The following is a 15,001-nucleotide window of genomic DNA, read 5'->3' on the forward strand; positions in this document are numbered from 1 at the left end:
CGGCAATCTTGCATTTCCGACCATCAGGCGCCCGATGAACATCCTGCTGCTCAATCCCAACATCCGCACCGACATCACCGACCTGATGCTGCAGGTCGGCCGCGACGCCGCCGCGCCCGGCACGACCCTGATCCCCTGCACCGCGCCGCGCGGTGTGCCCTATATCGCAACCCGCGCGGAGGCGCAGATCGGCGGCGCCGTCGCGCTGGAGATGCTGGCGGAGCGCAACGGCAGCTTCGACGCCGCGATCATCGCCGCATTCGGCGATCCCGGCCTGTTCGCGGCCCGCGAGCTGTTCGACGTGCCGGTGATCGGGCTTGCCGAGGCGGCGATGCTGACCGCCTGCATGGCCGGACGCCGCTTCGCCATCGTCACCTTCGCGCAGGCGCTGGGTCCCTGGTACGAGGAGTGCGTGCGCATGCACGGCCTGATGGAGCGCTGCGCCGGCATCCGCATGCTCGACGGCAGCTTCAAGCAGATCTCCGACGTGCAGCACGAGAAGGAAGAGCTGCTGGTCGAGCTGGCGCTGCGCGCGGTGGAGGAGAACGAGGCCGACGTGCTGATCTTCGCCGGCGCACCGCTCTCCGGGCTCGCGGCCCGCGTCGCGCACCGCATTCCCGTGCCCGTGGTCGATCAGGTGATCGCCGCGGTGAAGCAGGCCGAGGCACTGCTGGCGTTGAAGATGCGCAAGGCCACCGCCGGCACCTTCCGCCGCCCGGCCGCGAAGCCGACGACGGGCCTGACGGAAGCGCTCGCGGCGCGGCTGGAGCATCGCGACGGGTAGTTGGGCCGTGTGAGTCGCAACGCTCTCTCCCCACGTCATTCCGGGACGCTGTCGGCGCGAGCCCGGAATGACGTGGGGAGAGAGCGAGCCAGATCTTGTTAGCTGCGAGCTCGGGCGAATCCCGTCATACTCCCATACCCCCACTTTCTCTTCTGTACACAAGCCGCCTTCGTTGCCTGAAAAGGCGGCACGCTTCTTGCTTTTTCAGATCAGTTGAGCAGGAAGCCCATGGCCAGCGTATCGGAAGCCAAGTCGCTCGTTCTGGATCGGATCACCCACCGCTTCGCCAGCGGCACGGTGGCCGTATCCGATATCAATCTCGATGTGAAAGGCGGCGAGATCATCGCCCTGCTCGGCCCGTCCGGCTGCGGCAAGACAACCTTGCTGCGCATCATCGCCGGCTTCATCGGCCACAGCGAGGGGCGCGTCATCATCGGCAACGACGTCGTCGATGCGCTGCCGCCCAACCGGCGCGCGGTCGGCATCGTGTTCCAGAACTACGCGCTGTTTCCGCATCTCTCGATCACCGAGAATGTCGGCTACGGCCTCGCCGCGCGCGGCGTCGACAAGGCCACGCGCAACAGGGAGGCGCAGCGGCTGCTCGACATGGTGCAGCTCGGCCCGTTCGGTGAGCGGCTGCCGCGGCAATTGTCGGGCGGCCAGCAACAGCGCGTGGCCCTGGCGCGCGCGCTCGCGATCAAACCGTCGATCCTGCTGCTCGACGAGCCGTTCGCCGCGCTCGACAAGAATTTGCGGTTGGACATGCAGATCGAGGTCAAGCGGCTGCAGCGCATGGCCGGGATCACAACTTTGATCGTGACCCACGACCAGGAGGAGGCGCTGTCGATGGCCGACCGCGTCGCCGTGCTGAGTCACGGCCATCTCGAGCAGTTCGGCACGCCCTCCGAGATCTACGATCAGCCACAGACGCTGTTCGTGAACAGCTTCGTCGGCACCGCGAACAAGATGAAGGGGACGGTGATCGCGACCGACGCGGGCAGTGTCAAGGTTGGCCTGGAGGCCGGCGGCGAGATCATCGCGCGCGCCCCCACCCCGGTACGTGCCTCAGACAAGGTCACCGTGTGCCTGCGTCCCGAGCATCTCACCTTCGTCAGCGACGACACCGGCTTTGCCGGCGAGATCGGCATGGCGCTGCCGCTCGGCGCAACCGTGGTCCATGAGATCAAGGCCAGCGACGGCTCGAGCATCAAGATTTCGCAGGCCCGCACCGGCGACACGCCACTGCGCGATGCCGGCGCGCCGGTGCGGGTCGCACCGATCGCACCCGGCCTCGCCACCGTCTTCCCGCAATAGACCAACAGACACATCGGAGTGAAACATGATGCTTGATCGCCGCCGGCTCCTGACCAGCGCCTTGACGCTGGGAGCCATGCACGCCTTCCCGGGCCTGAGCCTCGCGCAGGCGCGGCCGCTGGTGTTCGCGACCTTCACCGGCAGTTGGGAGGAGGCGCACAAGGCGGTGCTGGTGCCGGCGTTCCGCAAGGCCAATGCCGATGCCGCCATCGTGCTCGACCCGATGCTGTCGGTCGACCAGATCGCCAAGGTCAATGCGGCCAAGGCCAATCCGCCGATCGACGTCATGCTGCACGATCCGGGTCCGGCGCTGGTCGCGATCGGCCAGGATCTCGTCGATCCGTTCCCGGCCGACAAGAGCACCTATTTCAAGGACCTGATTCCGGAAGCGCAGGACGCGATGGGCCCGGCGCCGTTCTTCCAGGTCGTCGGCCTCACCTACAATCCGGAGACCGTGAAGACGCCGCCAACCTCTTGGGCCGATCTGTGGAAGCCCGAGTTCAAGGGCAAGGTCGGCATCACCAACCTGAACTCCACGCTCGGCACCGGCTGGCTGGTCGAGATCGCGCGCATGCGCGGCGGCTCCGAGGCCAATGTCGACGAGGGCTTCAAGGCGCTGGAGGAGCTGAAGCCGAACCTCGCCGCGGTCGCCGCCAATCCCGGCGCCCTGGCGACCCTGTTCCAGCAAGGCCAGATCGACATCTCGCCCGGCAATTTCAACGCCATCCAGATCCTGAAAGCGCGTGGCGTGCCGGTCGAGTTCGTGGCGCCCAAGGAAGGCGCCATCGCCTTCAAGACCACGATCCACATCGTCAAGAACTCGCCGAACAAGGAGCTCGCCTTCAAGCTGATCGAGGCGGCGCTGTCGCCGGAAGTGCAGACCACGCTGATGAACTCGCCCTATCTGATCGTGCCGACCAACACCAAGGTGGCCATGACCGGCGAGATCGCCAAGGTGCTGGCCAAGGACACCGCGGAGCTGAAGAAGAAGTTCGTGTTCCAGGACTGGAAGAAGATCAACGAGCAGCGCGCGTCCTGGATCGAGAAGTTCAACCGCGACATCAAGATCTGACGCGATGAAGAGCGCCACGACAGCACCTGGAGACGTGACCAGCTTCAGCCTGGGGCTTGCGCTGCCCCTGGGCCTGGTGTTCGCGATCTTCTTCGTGCTGCCGCTGGCGCAACTGCTCTATCTCTCGCTGCACAACGACACCGCGGCGACGGTGTGGGGGCTCGGCCAGTACATCAAGTTCCTGACCGACCCCTTCAGCCTCGCCGTGCTCGGCTCGACCTTGCTGCTCGGCGCCGAGGTGACGCTCGCCTGTCTCGTGCTCGGCTATCCCATCGCCTGGCTGTATCAGCGCTCGGGCAGCCGGGTGCAGACCCTGATCATCATGATCGTCCTGCTGCCGCTGCTCACCAGCGTCGTCGTCCGCACCTTCGCCTGGATCGTGATCCTCGGGCGGCAGGGCATCATCAACTCCGTGCTGCAATCGCTCGGCCTGATCGGCACGCCGCTGCGCATGATCTACACCCAGGGCGGACTGATCGCGGCGCTGGCGCAGGTGCAGATGCCGCTGATGGTGCTGCCACTGATCACCGCGATCGGCCGCATCGATCCCAATCTCTCCGACGCCTCGGCCTCACTCGGCGCCGGTAGCTGGCGCACCTTCGTCAAGGTGATGCTGCCGCTGTCGATGCCCGGCATCATCGCCGGCTGCACCCTGACCTATGCCGCCGCGATCACCGCCTTCATCACGCAGTCCCTGGTCGGCGGCGGGCAGATGCTGTTCATGCCGATGTATCTCTACCAGCAGGCCTCGACGCTGCAGAACTGGCCGTTCGCCGCGGCGATCTCGATCATCTTCCTGTTCGCGGTGCTGGCGATCGTCGCGCTGTTCTCGACACTCGGGCGGCGTGCCCGCGGCTATGGAGACGCCAGATGAGCCAGCGCCAGCGCAACTGGGAAGCGCTGAGCTTCCAGATCGTGATGACGGTGGTTGCCGTGCTGGCGCTGATCCTGATCGTGTCGCCGTCGCTGGTCGTGGTGATCGTCTCGTTCACGTCCGGCTTCTCGCTGAAATTCCCGCTGCCGGGCTATTCGGCGCGCTGGTACGTCGAATTGTGGAACGCCTGGCAGCTGCAGTTCGCCGCACGCAACAGCGTCGTCGTCGCGCTGTGGTCGACGGGGCTCTCCATCGTGCTGGGCGTGGCCGCCTCGCTCGCGATCTCGCGCTCCAAGAGCCTGACTGCGAAGCTGCTGGATTCGTTGTTCATGTCGCCGCTGGTACTGCCGGCACTCGCCTTCGGGCTGGCGGCGCTGATGTTCTTCTCGCTGATCGGCCTGCCGGTCTCGCTGCTCACGCTGGTGATCGGCCATACCATCGTCTGCGTGCCCTATGTCGTCCGCAACACCGTCGCGGCACTGGCCCAGCTCGAGCCAACCTTGCTGGAAAGCTCGGCGATCCTCGGCGCCTCCAGGCTCTACACGTTCCGCCGCATCGTGCTGCCGCTGATCCGTCCCGGCATCATCTCCGGTGCGTTCATCGCCTTCATGTCGTCGTTCGACAACGTGCCGGTGTCGCTGTTCCTGCGCGATGCCGCCACCGACATGCTGCCGATCCGGATGTGGCAGGACCTCGAAGGCAAGCTCGACGTCACCATCGCCGCGCTGTCGAGCGTGCTGATCATCGCCACCATCGCGCTGATGGCGATCATGGAGCGCGCCACCGGCCTGTCGAAGCGGCTGACGGGTTGATCAATCCGACAGCGTCGCAAGGAGCTGAATAGTTGCGATTTGGCCGTCATTCCGGGGCAATCGCCAATGCGACGGAGCGAAGCGGCGGCGCGTTGACGATTGAACCCGGAATGACGGTGGTCATGGCGTAGTAGGATTCATCCGCTCGCTGCGACGAGCCCGCCGCAGGCGGGCGTCTCGAAGGACGGCCACACGCTCTAAGCGCCACGGAAGATCGAATAGCCCCAGGGGGTGAATTTCAGCGGCAGGTGAAAACGCTCCTCGACCTTGTCGATCGCGAAGCGAAACGGCACTGTGGTGAGGAATTTCGTCTGAGCGCCAGCCCCGAAGAACTCGCCGACATGAAACAGCACCTCATACTCGCCGGCGATGACGCCGTCACCCTTGACGACCGGCGCCTGCAAGGTGCCGTCGGCGCCGAGCTGTCCCTCCGCGAGCAGCGTGCGATCCGGCGTCACGCGCCAGATCGCGACGCGCAGGCCACGCGCGGGGCGCCCGTTCGCCACGTCAACCGCATGAACCGAGATTCCACCGGCCATTTCGTGCTCCGCCATCAGGTTGTCGCGGCATGATAGCCGCGAAGCAAGCGTCAGCACCAGCGGCGCCGCTGTGGCCTGCGGTCGCTGCGATGACCGCGCTGCAGGCCCTGGTGTCGCTGGCGCTATTCGCGCCGGGCGTCGTCGCGCCGCGCGCTGGACTGAGCATCGAGCAGCTGTCGCTGTTTTCCACCGCGGCCTTCACCATCAGCCTCGTCTCCTCGTTCTGGGGCGGCACGCTGGTCCAACGCGTCGGCTCGCTGCGCGTCGCAGCGCTGTGCGCGGTCGCCGTCTGCGCCGGCATGTCGCTGGCCCTGTTCGAGGGTGGATGGGCCCTGCTCGGCGCCGGGCTGATGCTGGGGCTCGCGGTCGGACCGGAGACACCGGCAAGCTCAGCGCTGCTCGGACGTCTCGTGCCGGCCGAGAAGCGCGCGATGGTGTTTTCGATCCGGCAGACCGGCAGCCAGATCGGCGCGGTGGTCGGCTCGCTGCTGCTGCCGCCGATCGCCGTGCTGCTGGCACCGAGCTCCGCCTATGCCGCCGTGATCGTCTGCGCCGCCATCGCCTTCGCCGGCTTCGAGCGTCTGCGGCCGGCCTATGCGATCACGCCGCCGGCCATGCCGCGGCTCGGCCTGTTCGATCGATTGCGACTGATCAGCGCCGACCGCCGCATGGCCGCGCTCGCGGTCGCCTCGATTCCGTTCAGTGGCATGCAGGTCATCCTCAACACCTGCTTCGTCAGCTTCGGCACGGCGGAGCTCGGGCTCAGCCATGTCGAGGCCGGCTGGGTGCTGGCCTCGGCGCAAGGCGCCGGTCTGATGGGACGGCTGGGCTGGGGCGTGGTCGCGACACGCCTGCGCTCGGCGCGGACCGTGCTGGTGATGGCAGGCGTCGGCATGGCGGTCTGCGCGCTGCTGCTCGGTCTCTGCGGGCCGCTGCTGAGCCGGTCGATCCTGGTCCTGCTCACGATCGTGTTCGGGCTGACGGCGAGCGGCTGGAACGGCGTGTTCATCGCCGAGATCGCCAATCTCGCCAAGCCCGGACGCGTCGCCGAGGCGACAGGTGCGGTGCTCACCGCCTCGTTTCTCGGCCTCGTCGCCGCGCCGCTGCTCGTCGCCTTGCTGACGCCCCGCGTGGGACTCGGCGGCAGCTTCGTCGCACTCGGATTGACGGCGGCCGCGGGCGCGGCCGTGCTGCTGATGGAGCGATCCCATGCGCGCAAGTGACATCGCACGCGCCGTCATGGCGCGGCAAAGCACCGCCAGAGAGATCGCCGAGCAGGCGCTGGCGCGCATCGCCGCGGCCCGTGACCTCAACGCCGTCGTCACGACAGATCCGGCGCGAACGCGCGCCGAGGCCGATGCCGTCGATGCGCGCGTGGCCGCCGGCGAAGCAATGCCGCTCGCCGGCGTGCCGATCGTGGTCAAGGACAATATCTGGGTCGGCGGCTGGCGCATCACGCAGGGCTCGCGGCTGTTCGCTGATTTCATCGCGCCCGAGGATGCGATCGCGATCGCGCGGCTGCGCCGCGCTGGCGCCGTGATCGTTGGCGTCGGCGCAACCTCCGAGTTCGCCTGCAAGGGCGTGACGACCTCGCAGCTGTTCGGACCGACTGTTCATCCGCAGGACCGGCAGCTCACGCCCGGCGGCTCGTCGGGCGGTCCCGCCGTTGCGGTGGCGGCTGGGCTCGTGCCGCTCGCGATCGGCACCGATGCCGGCGGCTCGAGCCGCCGGCCGCCGGCCCATGTCGGCGTGGTCGGCTTCAAGCCGTCGTTCGGTGCCATTCCCTACGGGCCGGGATTCCCCGAGCCATTCTGGCGCATCTCGGTGATTGCGCCAATTGCGGCCGATGTCGGCGATGCTAGGCTTGCGTTCGAGATCATGGCCGGCGCCGAGCCGCGCGATCCTGATACGTTCGATGTGGCCGCGGCGGATCATGCAACGCCGCTGCGCGTGGCGTTCTCGCCGCGGCTCGGGCTGGACGTCGCGGTCGATGGCGACATCAGCGCTGGCCTGCAGCGGGCGGTCGACCGCCTCCGCGCCGGCGGCATGCCGATTGTCGACAAGGATCCCGTCTGGCCGGCGGGCCTTGCCGAGGACGCGGTGATGCCGCTCCAGCATGCCGGGCTGGCCGCGCTCTACGGCGACGCCTTCCACAATGATCCGGCGCAATTCGATCCAGATATCGCCAAGCAGATCGAGCGCGGGCTCGGCCTGAGCGGCGCCGATGTCGCGCGTGCGCTCGAGGCAAGCGCGCAGATCGCGCGGGCCTTCGCAAGCTTCTTCACGCAGGCCGACGTGCTGCTGGCGCCGACCGTGCCCTGCGTCGCCTGGCCATTCACGCAGCTCGGCCCATCCAAGATCGGCGGCAAGCCGGTGAGCCCGCGCGCGCATGCGGTGTTCACGCCTTACGCCAATCACGCCGGCGTGCCGGCGATCTCGATCCCCTGCGGCACCAACGTTCACGGACTGCCATTCGGTCTGCAACTCATCGCGGCCCGCGGCCGCGACCGCCTGCTGCTCGATGTCGCTGCCGACGCAGAGCGGATCCTCGCTCAGTCCTGATCGAACTTCTTCGCCAGCCGGGCCCGGGTGATGTGACCGATCTGGTCGATGGCGTTGGCGATCTCGGTGTCCGGGTCGTTGCCGATGCGACGCTCCATCTCGGCGATGACCGAGGGGCGGTCGGCGTGCAGCGCCAGAGCGACGATCAGCGGCATGCCGAACTTGTCGCGATAGCGGCGGTTGATGTCGGCGACGCGCTCGAACTCGGAGCGCGACAGCGAGGTGAAGCCGAGCCGACCCTGCTCGCCGATCGAGTCGTTCGTCATCTCACCCGCCAGCGCCTCGCGGCCGGCGAGCTCCGGATGGGCGCGGATCAGCTTCAGCTTCTCGTCGCGGCTCATGGTGCGGACGACGTTCATGAGCGTCGTATGCAGCGCGTCGGCCGCGTCGTCAAAGGCGGTGAGGCCGGCGCGATAGGCGCGGTCGGCGATTTCAGGCGAATGCTCGAAGATGTCGCCATAGCGCTCGACGAACAGCACGCGTGACATCTGCGACGGCCGCCACGCGCCGGCCGGCGGATGCGTCCGGATCCAGTGCCGGGCGATGTCGAGCCGGGTCGCGACCCAGACCTTGTCATGACCCGTGATGTAGTCGAGGAAGCGCGCCAGCGCGGCCGCGCGCCCGGGACGGCCGACCAGGCGGCAATGCAGCCCGACCGACATCATGCGCGGGCTCTCCGCACCCTCTGCGTAGAGCGTATCGAAACTGTCCTTCAGATAGGCGAAGAACTGGTCGCCGGAATTGAAGCCCTGCGGGGTGGCGAAGCGCATGTCGTTGGCATCGAGCGTATAGGGCACGATCAGTTGCGGGCCGTGCGGCCCCGCGATCCAGTACGGCAATTCGTCGGCATAGGAATCGGCGCTGTAGACGAAGCCCTGCTCATTCAACACGATGTCGAGCGTGCGCTCCGACGTGCGGCCCTGGTAGAAGCCGAGCGGCCGCTCGCCCGTCAGCTCGGTATGGAGCCGGATCGCTTCCCCGATATCGGCGCGCTCGTCGGCCTCGGGGACATCGCGGTAGTCGATCCATTTCAGGCCGTGGGAGGCGATCTCCCAGCCGGCTTCCTTCATCGCAGCCACGGCGTCCGGATTGCGTGCCATCGCGGTGGCGATTGCAAATACCGTGACCGGCAGCTTGCGCGCGGTGAACATCCGCCACAGCCGCCAGAAGCCGGCGCGCGAGCCGAACTCGTAGATCGACTCCATATTCATGTGGCGCTGGCCCGGCCAGGGCTGGGCGCCGACGATCTCGGACAGGAAGGCTTCGGAGGCGGCGTCACCGTGGAGGATGTTGTTCTCGCCGCCCTCCTCGTAGTTGATCACGAACTGCACGGCGACGCGGGCATCGCCCGGCCAGCGCGGATGCGGCGGCGTGCGGCCGTAGCCGACCATATCGCGGGGATAGACGTCAGCACTCATCCGGCTCAGCTCCCGCGATAGGTCTGGTAGCTCCAGGGCGTCGCGAGCAGCGGCACATGGTAGTGCGCGCCAGCATCGGCGACGGAAAAGCGGAGCGGGATCAGATCGAGAAACAGCGGATCGCCCGAGGCGAGGCCGTGGGTCCTGAAATAGGCGCCCATATGGAAGGTCAGCATGTAGGTGCCGGTGGCGAAGTCATCGTCCGCCAGCATCGGCTGGTCGGTGCGCCCGTCGGCATTGCTCCGGACCTGCTTGACGCGGCGCCAAGAGCCGTCCGGTTCGAGGACATCGAGATCGATCGCGACGCCGGCCGCGGGCTTGCCCCTGACCGTATCCAGAATATGCGTGCTCAGCCGCCCCATGCATCGTTACCTCTCTGCTGCCGGCTCGGAACACTATCAGCGCCCGGTTAAAGGTTCGAGGCGATTTGCGGTTCAGTTGCAGCCTACGGTCTGGTCACGTCGCGCTCCTTGCCGAAGCGCTCGACCAGGAAGTCGATGAACAGCCGCACCTTCACCGAGAGGTGCCGCGTCGGCGGATAGATCGCATAGAGCGCGAGCGGCGGCGCGGCGTAATCGGCGAGGATCGCGGTCAGCGCGCCGCTCTCGAGCGCGTCCGCCGCGATGAAGCGCGGGATCAGCGCAATGCCCTGTCCCTTGATGGCGACGTCGCGCAGCACCTCGGCATTGTTGACGCACAACGACCACGCCGGCTGGACCCAGTGGTCGCCGTCGCGGCCGGTGAGCTTCCACTGATTGCCGGTCAGCAGGAAACCGTAGGTGAGAGAGGTGTGGCGACGCAGCTCCTCCGGGCTGCCAGGCGTGCCGTGCCGCGCGAGATAGGCCGGCGCGGCGCAGATCACGCGCTCCACCGGCATGATCCGCCGCGCCACCAGGCTCGACGATTCCAGCTCGGCGATCCGCAACGTCACGTCGAAGCCGTCCTGCACGGGATCCAGCAGATCGTCGCTCAGCACGATCTGCAACTGCAGCTCGGGATAGCGGGCCATGAAATCGGCGACGACGGGACCGAGCCGCATGGTGCCGAACGACATCGGCGCGTTGACGCGCAAGAGCCCGCGCGGCGCGGCCTGCGACTGACTGACGGCCTGATCGGCGGCGTCGAGCTCCGCGAGGATCGAGACCGCGCGCTCGAAATAGAGCTGGCCGGTCTCGGTCGGGCTGGCATGGCGCGTGGTGCGGACGATCAACTGGACGCCGAGGCTCGCCTCCAGCTCGCCGATATATTTCGAGATCGCCGAGCGCGACAGCCGCAGCTGCCGGCCGGCCTCGGCGAAGCTGCCGCTCTCGACCACCTTCACGAAGGCCCGCAGGCTGCTCAGCTTGTCCATAGGGCCGCCATTGTCGCCAAATCGTAGACAGAGACGTCACAAGAGCACGGATTGTCTCCAAATCAAAGCGAGCCAATATTGCGCCCAGGAATTCAACGGCCCTTTCGGGGGTCCATCGACAGGAGACCCATATGCCCGGACTGCACCACGTGACTGCGATTGCCGGCGATCCGATCCGCAATTTCGGCTTCTACACCCGCGACCTCGGCCTGCGCTTCGTCAAGAAGACAGTCAATTTCGACGATCCCGGCACCTATCATTTCTACTACGGCGATGAGACCGGCCGCCCCGGCACCATCCTGACCTTCTTCCCCTGGGCCGGCGTGCGGCCGGGCCGCCGCGGCGTCGGCGAGACCCACCAGACCGCGTTCCGGGTGCCGCAGCGCTCCCTTAGCTACTGGACGCAGCGCCTCACCGAGAGGGGCATCGCCTATGAGGCGCTGGAGAAGCGCTTTGGTGAATCCGTGCTGCCGTTCACCGATCCGGACGGCATGGCGCTGGCGCTGGTCGGCGTCCCCGGCGCGGAGAACGAGCCCGGCTACAGCAACGGCGACATCCCGGCGGAGCACGCGATCCGCGGCTTCCACGGCGTGACCCTGCTGCTCGACTCCGCGGAGAGGACTGCCGCCGTGCTGACCGACGTGTTCGGCTTCGAAGAGACGGGCCGCGAAGGCTCGGTGATCCGCTTCAAGGCGCCCGGCGACGCCGAGGGCAGCGTGGTCGACATCTACGAGGCCAGGGGCTTTCTGCGTGGCGCGCAGGGCGCCGGGTCGGTGCATCACATCGCCTTCCGCGCCGCCGATGACGCCGCACAGGGCGTGATGGCACAGCGGCTGGTCGATCGTCACGGCCTGCATCCGACCGAGCAGAAGGACCGCAACTACTTCCGCTCGATCTACTTCCGCGAGCCGGGCGGCGTGCTGTTCGAGATCGCAACCGATATCCCGGGCTTCGCGGTCGACGAGCCGGTCGCCGAGCTCGGACGAAACCTCAAGCTGCCCGCTTTCCTCGAATCGCACCGCAAGCAGATCGAAGGCGTGCTGCCCAATCTCGAGGAGGCCGCATCGTGACCGAGGCATTGTCCTTCACCCACCGCTTCCAGCCCGCAACCACGCCGGGAGCAGCGCCGCTGCTGCTCCTGCACGGCACCGGCGGCGACGAGAACGACCTGCTGCCGCTCGGCGCCACGCTGTCGCCCGGCGCCGCCCTGCTGTCGCCACGCGGCCAAGTGCTCGAGCATGGCATGCCGCGCTTCTTCCGCCGGCTTGCCGAGGGCGTGTTCGACGAGGACGACGTCCGCCGGCGCGCTCTGGAGCTCGGCGCCTTCATCGACGCGGCGCGGCAGCACTACGGGATCGGAGCGCCGCTCGCGGTCGGCTACTCCAACGGCGCCAACATCGCCGCCGCGCTGCTGCTACTGCAGCCGGAAGCGCTGACCGGTGCAGTGCTGTTCCGCGCCATGGTGCCGCTGGCGCATCCTCCGGCCGCCAGGCTCGCGCGCCGGCCGGTGCTGATGCTGTCCGGGCTCGCTGATCCGATCGTGCCCGCCAGCAATTCGGCGAAGCTGTGCACGCAGCTCACCGAGGCCGGCGCCGACGTGACCCACACGACGCTTCCGGCGGGGCACCAGTTGTCGCAGGCGGATGTGACGCTAGCGCGCGACTGGCTCGCCGGACTGCCGCAGGCGATCGCCGCCTGAAGACGCTTGCGGCTGTCGCGGCTCCTGGCCAAGAATGTGGTCTCATCGGCACCAGCATCGGGCCGCCCCTCCGGCGGCTCCGATGCTGGCGGATAGATGGGAAGGATTGTGCATGGCCGTCGACAAGCTGTTCATCAATGCGCGGCTCGACCGCAGCGCGCGCCATGCGATTACGGTCGACGGCGGCCGCATCAGCGGGCTTCTCGCTGAGACCGAGCGCCCCGAGGCGCGCGAGGTGATCGATCTCGGCGGCGCACTGGTCGTGCCCGGCTTCGTCGAGGGCCACATCCATCTCGACACCAGCTTCTACGGCGATGCCTGGAAGCCGCACAAGCCCTGCACCAACGGCTTCGACGTGCATGAGCGCGTCACGTTCCAGGCGCAGAACATGGCCGCGGCTGCACCGATGGACGTGCGCGCCCGCAACCAGCTCGATCTTTGTATCGGCCACGGCACGACACGGATGCGCAGCCACGTGATGGTGGACGGCTCCGTCGGCCTCACATCGCTGGAAACGATCCTGCGCGTCCGCGACGATTATCGCGAGCTGATCGAGATCCAGCTCGTCGCCTTTCCGCAGAGCGGCATCCTCAAGAGCCCGGGCACACCCGAGCTGCTCGACGAGGCCATCAGGCTCGGCGCCAACCTCGTCGGCGGGCTCGATCCCGCCAGCTTCGACCGCGACGTCGAAAGGCATCTCGACGTCGTGTTCGGCACAGCCCACAAGCACGGCGTCGATGTCGATATCCATCTGCACGATCCGGGCATGCTCGGCCTGTTCGAGCTGGAGCAGATCGCGGCGCGCACGCGCGCCCTCGGCATGCAAGGTCGCGTCGCGGTCAGCCACGCCTACGCCCTCGGCGACGTGCCTGCTGACCCGCTGAAGAAGATTGCCGACGTCCTGGCGGCGTCTGGCGTCGCCATCATGACCAACGCGCCGGGCGCGCGGCCCTTCCCGCCCGTGGCGCTGTTGCGTGCGGCGGGGGTCACCGTGTTCAGCGGCAACGACAACATCCGCGACTCCTGGTGGCCCTATGGCGACGGCGATCTGTTGAACCGCGCCATGATGGTCGGCTATCGCTCCGGCTTCTATGTCGATGACGAGCTGCGGATGGCCTTTGACCTCGTCACCGAGGCCGGCGCCAAGGCCTTGAGGCTTGCGGACTACGGCCTGCGCGTCGGTGCGCGGGCCGACTTTGTCACCCTCGATGCCGAGCACGTTCCGCAGGCTGTCGTCGCCGTGCCAAAGGGCCGCTCAGTCTACAAGGACGGCCGCCTCATCGCGCGCGACGGCCATGTGATCAGGCAGCCGACCTAGGCCCGCGTCATTGTGCCGGCTCGACCGGTGCCTGTGAGCGCGGCGGCTCGGCGCGCGACACCGTCGCCGCCTCGATCCAGCGCGTCACGGCCGACAACTGTCCGCCGGACTCGCGATAGGCCTGCAGCTGATAGTCGGCCGAGCTGCCGAACTGCATGATGATGCGGCAGTGCTCGACCTCGGCGAGACATCCCAGAGCCTCCGCATGCGGTGCGACATCCGCGATCATGCGGTTGAGGATCTCCTGGCCCGTCACGGGACCGTCCTCGGTCACGAACAGACAGTCGGTGCCATAGCGCTGCGCCCGCCACTTGTTCTCGACCGCGATCGCGCGCTCGACATTGCCTACGGTCTCCGCAAGATCGGGATTGAGATAGAGGTAGCGTGCCAAAGCGCGATAGAGCGAGGCAATCGCCACGGCGTCATCCACCGACGTGCAGACGTCGGGCGCACGCAACTCCAAGGTCGGATGCCGCAGCGACGGCCGCATCGCCCACCAGACATGACTCTCGTCCGGCATCACGCCGGACTTCGTCAGCGCCGCGACATAGCGATCATATTGCTGCTTCGAGGTGAACAGCTCGGGCAGGCCGCTGCGCGGCAGCTCGTCATAGGCGGCAAGCCGATAGCCCTTCAGGCCCGTCTCGCGCGAATTCCAGAACGGCGAGGACGCAGATAGCGCGACGAACACCGGGATATGCGGGATCATCGCCCGCATGACCGCGAACCGCCGCTCGGGGTCCGGCAATTGGACGTGCACGTGCATGCCGCACAGCATGTTACGCTGGCCGACGATCCGAAGGTCCTCCATCATCTCCGCGTAGCGCGGCTTGGGACTCGGCTGTGAGCTGCGCCACCTCGCGGTCGGATGCGTGGAGCAGGCCAGGATCGTCAGGCCATACTGACTCGCCACGCTGGCAACCTCGCGCCGCAGGAATTTCATCTCCTCGCGCGCGTCGCCGACATCGACATGCACGTTGGTGGCGACCTCGAGCTGCGCCTGCAGCATCTCGCGCATGGCCTGTCCGCCGGTCGACCAGTTGGCGGCCTCGAACAGATCGTCCGGGGTCCGGATCGCGACATCGTGCGTCTGCGCATCGACGAGAAAGTACTCCTCCTCGATGCCGAACGAATATTCCGTGACTTCCTCGCTGCCGGTGGCCGAGCGGATCACCAGACGACGCTCGTCATCGCTCAGGCCAAGCCGCAGCTTCTCCAAGATGCGTGGATCCAATCCCATGTGATCAATCCTGTCAGA

15 protein-coding genes are annotated in these 15,001 nt (G+C 67.3%); 10 read left to right on the top strand and 5 right to left on the bottom strand.

The genetic code is table 11. The features are described from left to right. The first annotated feature begins 34 nt into the window (after positions 1-34). The 5 genes from QX121_RS16600 to QX121_RS16620 all read left to right on the top strand — a co-directional run bounded on the left by QX121_RS16600 (position 35) and on the right by QX121_RS16620 (position 4,856). Positions 35-784: an aspartate/glutamate racemase family protein gene (locus QX121_RS16600; protein ID WP_315797131.1), complete on the top strand. Its 750-nt coding sequence runs from the start codon at positions 35-37 to the stop codon at positions 782-784. A 228-nt stretch (positions 785-1,012) separates the two neighbouring features. Then, positions 1,013-2,098: an ABC transporter ATP-binding protein gene (locus QX121_RS16605; protein ID WP_315772669.1), complete on the top strand. Its 1,086-nt coding sequence runs from the start codon at positions 1,013-1,015 to the stop codon at positions 2,096-2,098. 25 nt (positions 2,099-2,123) lie between these two features. Further along, a complete protein-coding gene (locus QX121_RS16610; protein ID WP_315734871.1) occupies positions 2,124-3,170 on the top strand; it encodes a polyamine ABC transporter substrate-binding protein in 1,047 nt (348 codons plus the stop codon). A gap of 4 nt (positions 3,171-3,174) precedes the next feature. Then, on the top strand, positions 3,175-4,044 hold the full coding sequence (locus tag QX121_RS16615; protein ID WP_172131291.1) for an ABC transporter permease: 870 nt from the start codon (positions 3,175-3,177) through the stop codon (positions 4,042-4,044). After that, entirely contained in the window at positions 4,041-4,856 is an 816-nt protein-coding gene (locus tag QX121_RS16620; protein WP_315812513.1) for an ABC transporter permease, read from the top strand. The genes QX121_RS16615 and QX121_RS16620 overlap by 4 nt, the downstream gene beginning before the upstream one ends. A gap of 197 nt (positions 4,857-5,053) precedes the next feature. Here QX121_RS16620 and QX121_RS16625 read toward each other — a convergent pair whose 3' ends face one another. Beyond that, the gene (locus tag QX121_RS16625; RefSeq protein WP_315812579.1) at positions 5,054-5,395 is read right to left on the bottom strand and encodes a hydroxyisourate hydrolase; all 342 of its coding nucleotides are present in this window, start codon (positions 5,393-5,395) and stop codon (positions 5,054-5,056) included. 29 nt (positions 5,396-5,424) lie between these two features. Here QX121_RS16625 and QX121_RS16630 point away from each other — a divergent pair, with 29 nt between their 5' ends. Both QX121_RS16630 and QX121_RS16635 read left to right on the top strand, forming a co-directional pair. After that, the gene (locus QX121_RS16630; protein ID WP_315812514.1) at positions 5,425-6,618 is read left to right on the top strand and encodes an MFS transporter; all 1,194 of its coding nucleotides are present in this window, start codon (positions 5,425-5,427) and stop codon (positions 6,616-6,618) included. Beyond that, the gene (locus tag QX121_RS16635; protein ID WP_315812515.1) at positions 6,605-7,957 is read left to right on the top strand and encodes an amidase; all 1,353 of its coding nucleotides are present in this window, start codon (positions 6,605-6,607) and stop codon (positions 7,955-7,957) included. Before QX121_RS16630 ends, QX121_RS16635 begins: the two co-directional genes overlap by 14 nt. Here QX121_RS16635 and puuE read toward each other — a convergent pair. The 3 genes from puuE to QX121_RS16650 form a co-directional block, all read right to left on the bottom strand. Beyond that, a complete protein-coding gene (gene puuE / locus QX121_RS16640) occupies positions 7,948-9,375 on the bottom strand; it encodes an allantoinase PuuE (RefSeq protein ID WP_315783848.1) in 1,428 nt (475 codons plus the stop codon). The genes QX121_RS16635 and puuE overlap by 10 nt on opposite strands. A 5-nt stretch (positions 9,376-9,380) precedes the next feature. Beyond that, on the bottom strand, positions 9,381-9,737 hold the full coding sequence (uraH, locus tag QX121_RS16645) for a hydroxyisourate hydrolase (protein ID WP_315783850.1): 357 nt from the start codon (positions 9,735-9,737) through the stop codon (positions 9,381-9,383). Positions 9,738-9,820: 83 nt separating this feature from the next. Further along, positions 9,821-10,726, bottom strand: coding sequence for a LysR family transcriptional regulator (locus QX121_RS16650; protein WP_315783852.1), 906 nt, complete (start codon positions 10,724-10,726; stop codon positions 9,821-9,823). A 131-nt stretch (positions 10,727-10,857) separates the two neighbouring features. Between QX121_RS16650 and QX121_RS16655 the strand changes: the two genes are divergently transcribed. The 3 genes from QX121_RS16655 to QX121_RS16665 all read left to right on the top strand — a co-directional run bounded on the left by QX121_RS16655 (position 10,858) and on the right by QX121_RS16665 (position 13,743). Further along, positions 10,858-11,796: a ring-cleaving dioxygenase gene (locus QX121_RS16655; protein ID WP_315783854.1), complete on the top strand. Its 939-nt coding sequence runs from the start codon at positions 10,858-10,860 to the stop codon at positions 11,794-11,796. Further along, positions 11,793-12,425, top strand: a complete 633-nt coding sequence (locus QX121_RS16660; protein WP_315812516.1) for an alpha/beta hydrolase — start codon at positions 11,793-11,795, stop codon at positions 12,423-12,425. The genes QX121_RS16655 and QX121_RS16660 overlap by 4 nt, the downstream gene beginning before the upstream one ends. A gap of 112 nt (positions 12,426-12,537) precedes the next feature. Continuing rightward, positions 12,538-13,743 (top strand): amidohydrolase family protein, encoded by a 1,206-nt coding sequence (locus tag QX121_RS16665; protein ID WP_315812517.1) that lies wholly within the window; start codon positions 12,538-12,540, stop codon positions 13,741-13,743. A gap of 7 nt (positions 13,744-13,750) precedes the next feature. On the opposite strand, the gene QX121_RS16670 is transcribed toward QX121_RS16665, so the two are convergent. Continuing rightward, positions 13,751-14,983 (bottom strand): carboxylate-amine ligase, encoded by a 1,233-nt coding sequence (locus tag QX121_RS16670; RefSeq protein WP_315812518.1) that lies wholly within the window; start codon positions 14,981-14,983, stop codon positions 13,751-13,753. Between the last annotated feature and the right edge of the window lie 18 nt (positions 14,984-15,001).

Source organism: Bradyrhizobium sp. SZCCHNR2028 (assembly GCF_032380995.1).
Classification (GTDB): Bacteria; Pseudomonadota; Alphaproteobacteria; order Rhizobiales; family Xanthobacteraceae; genus Bradyrhizobium.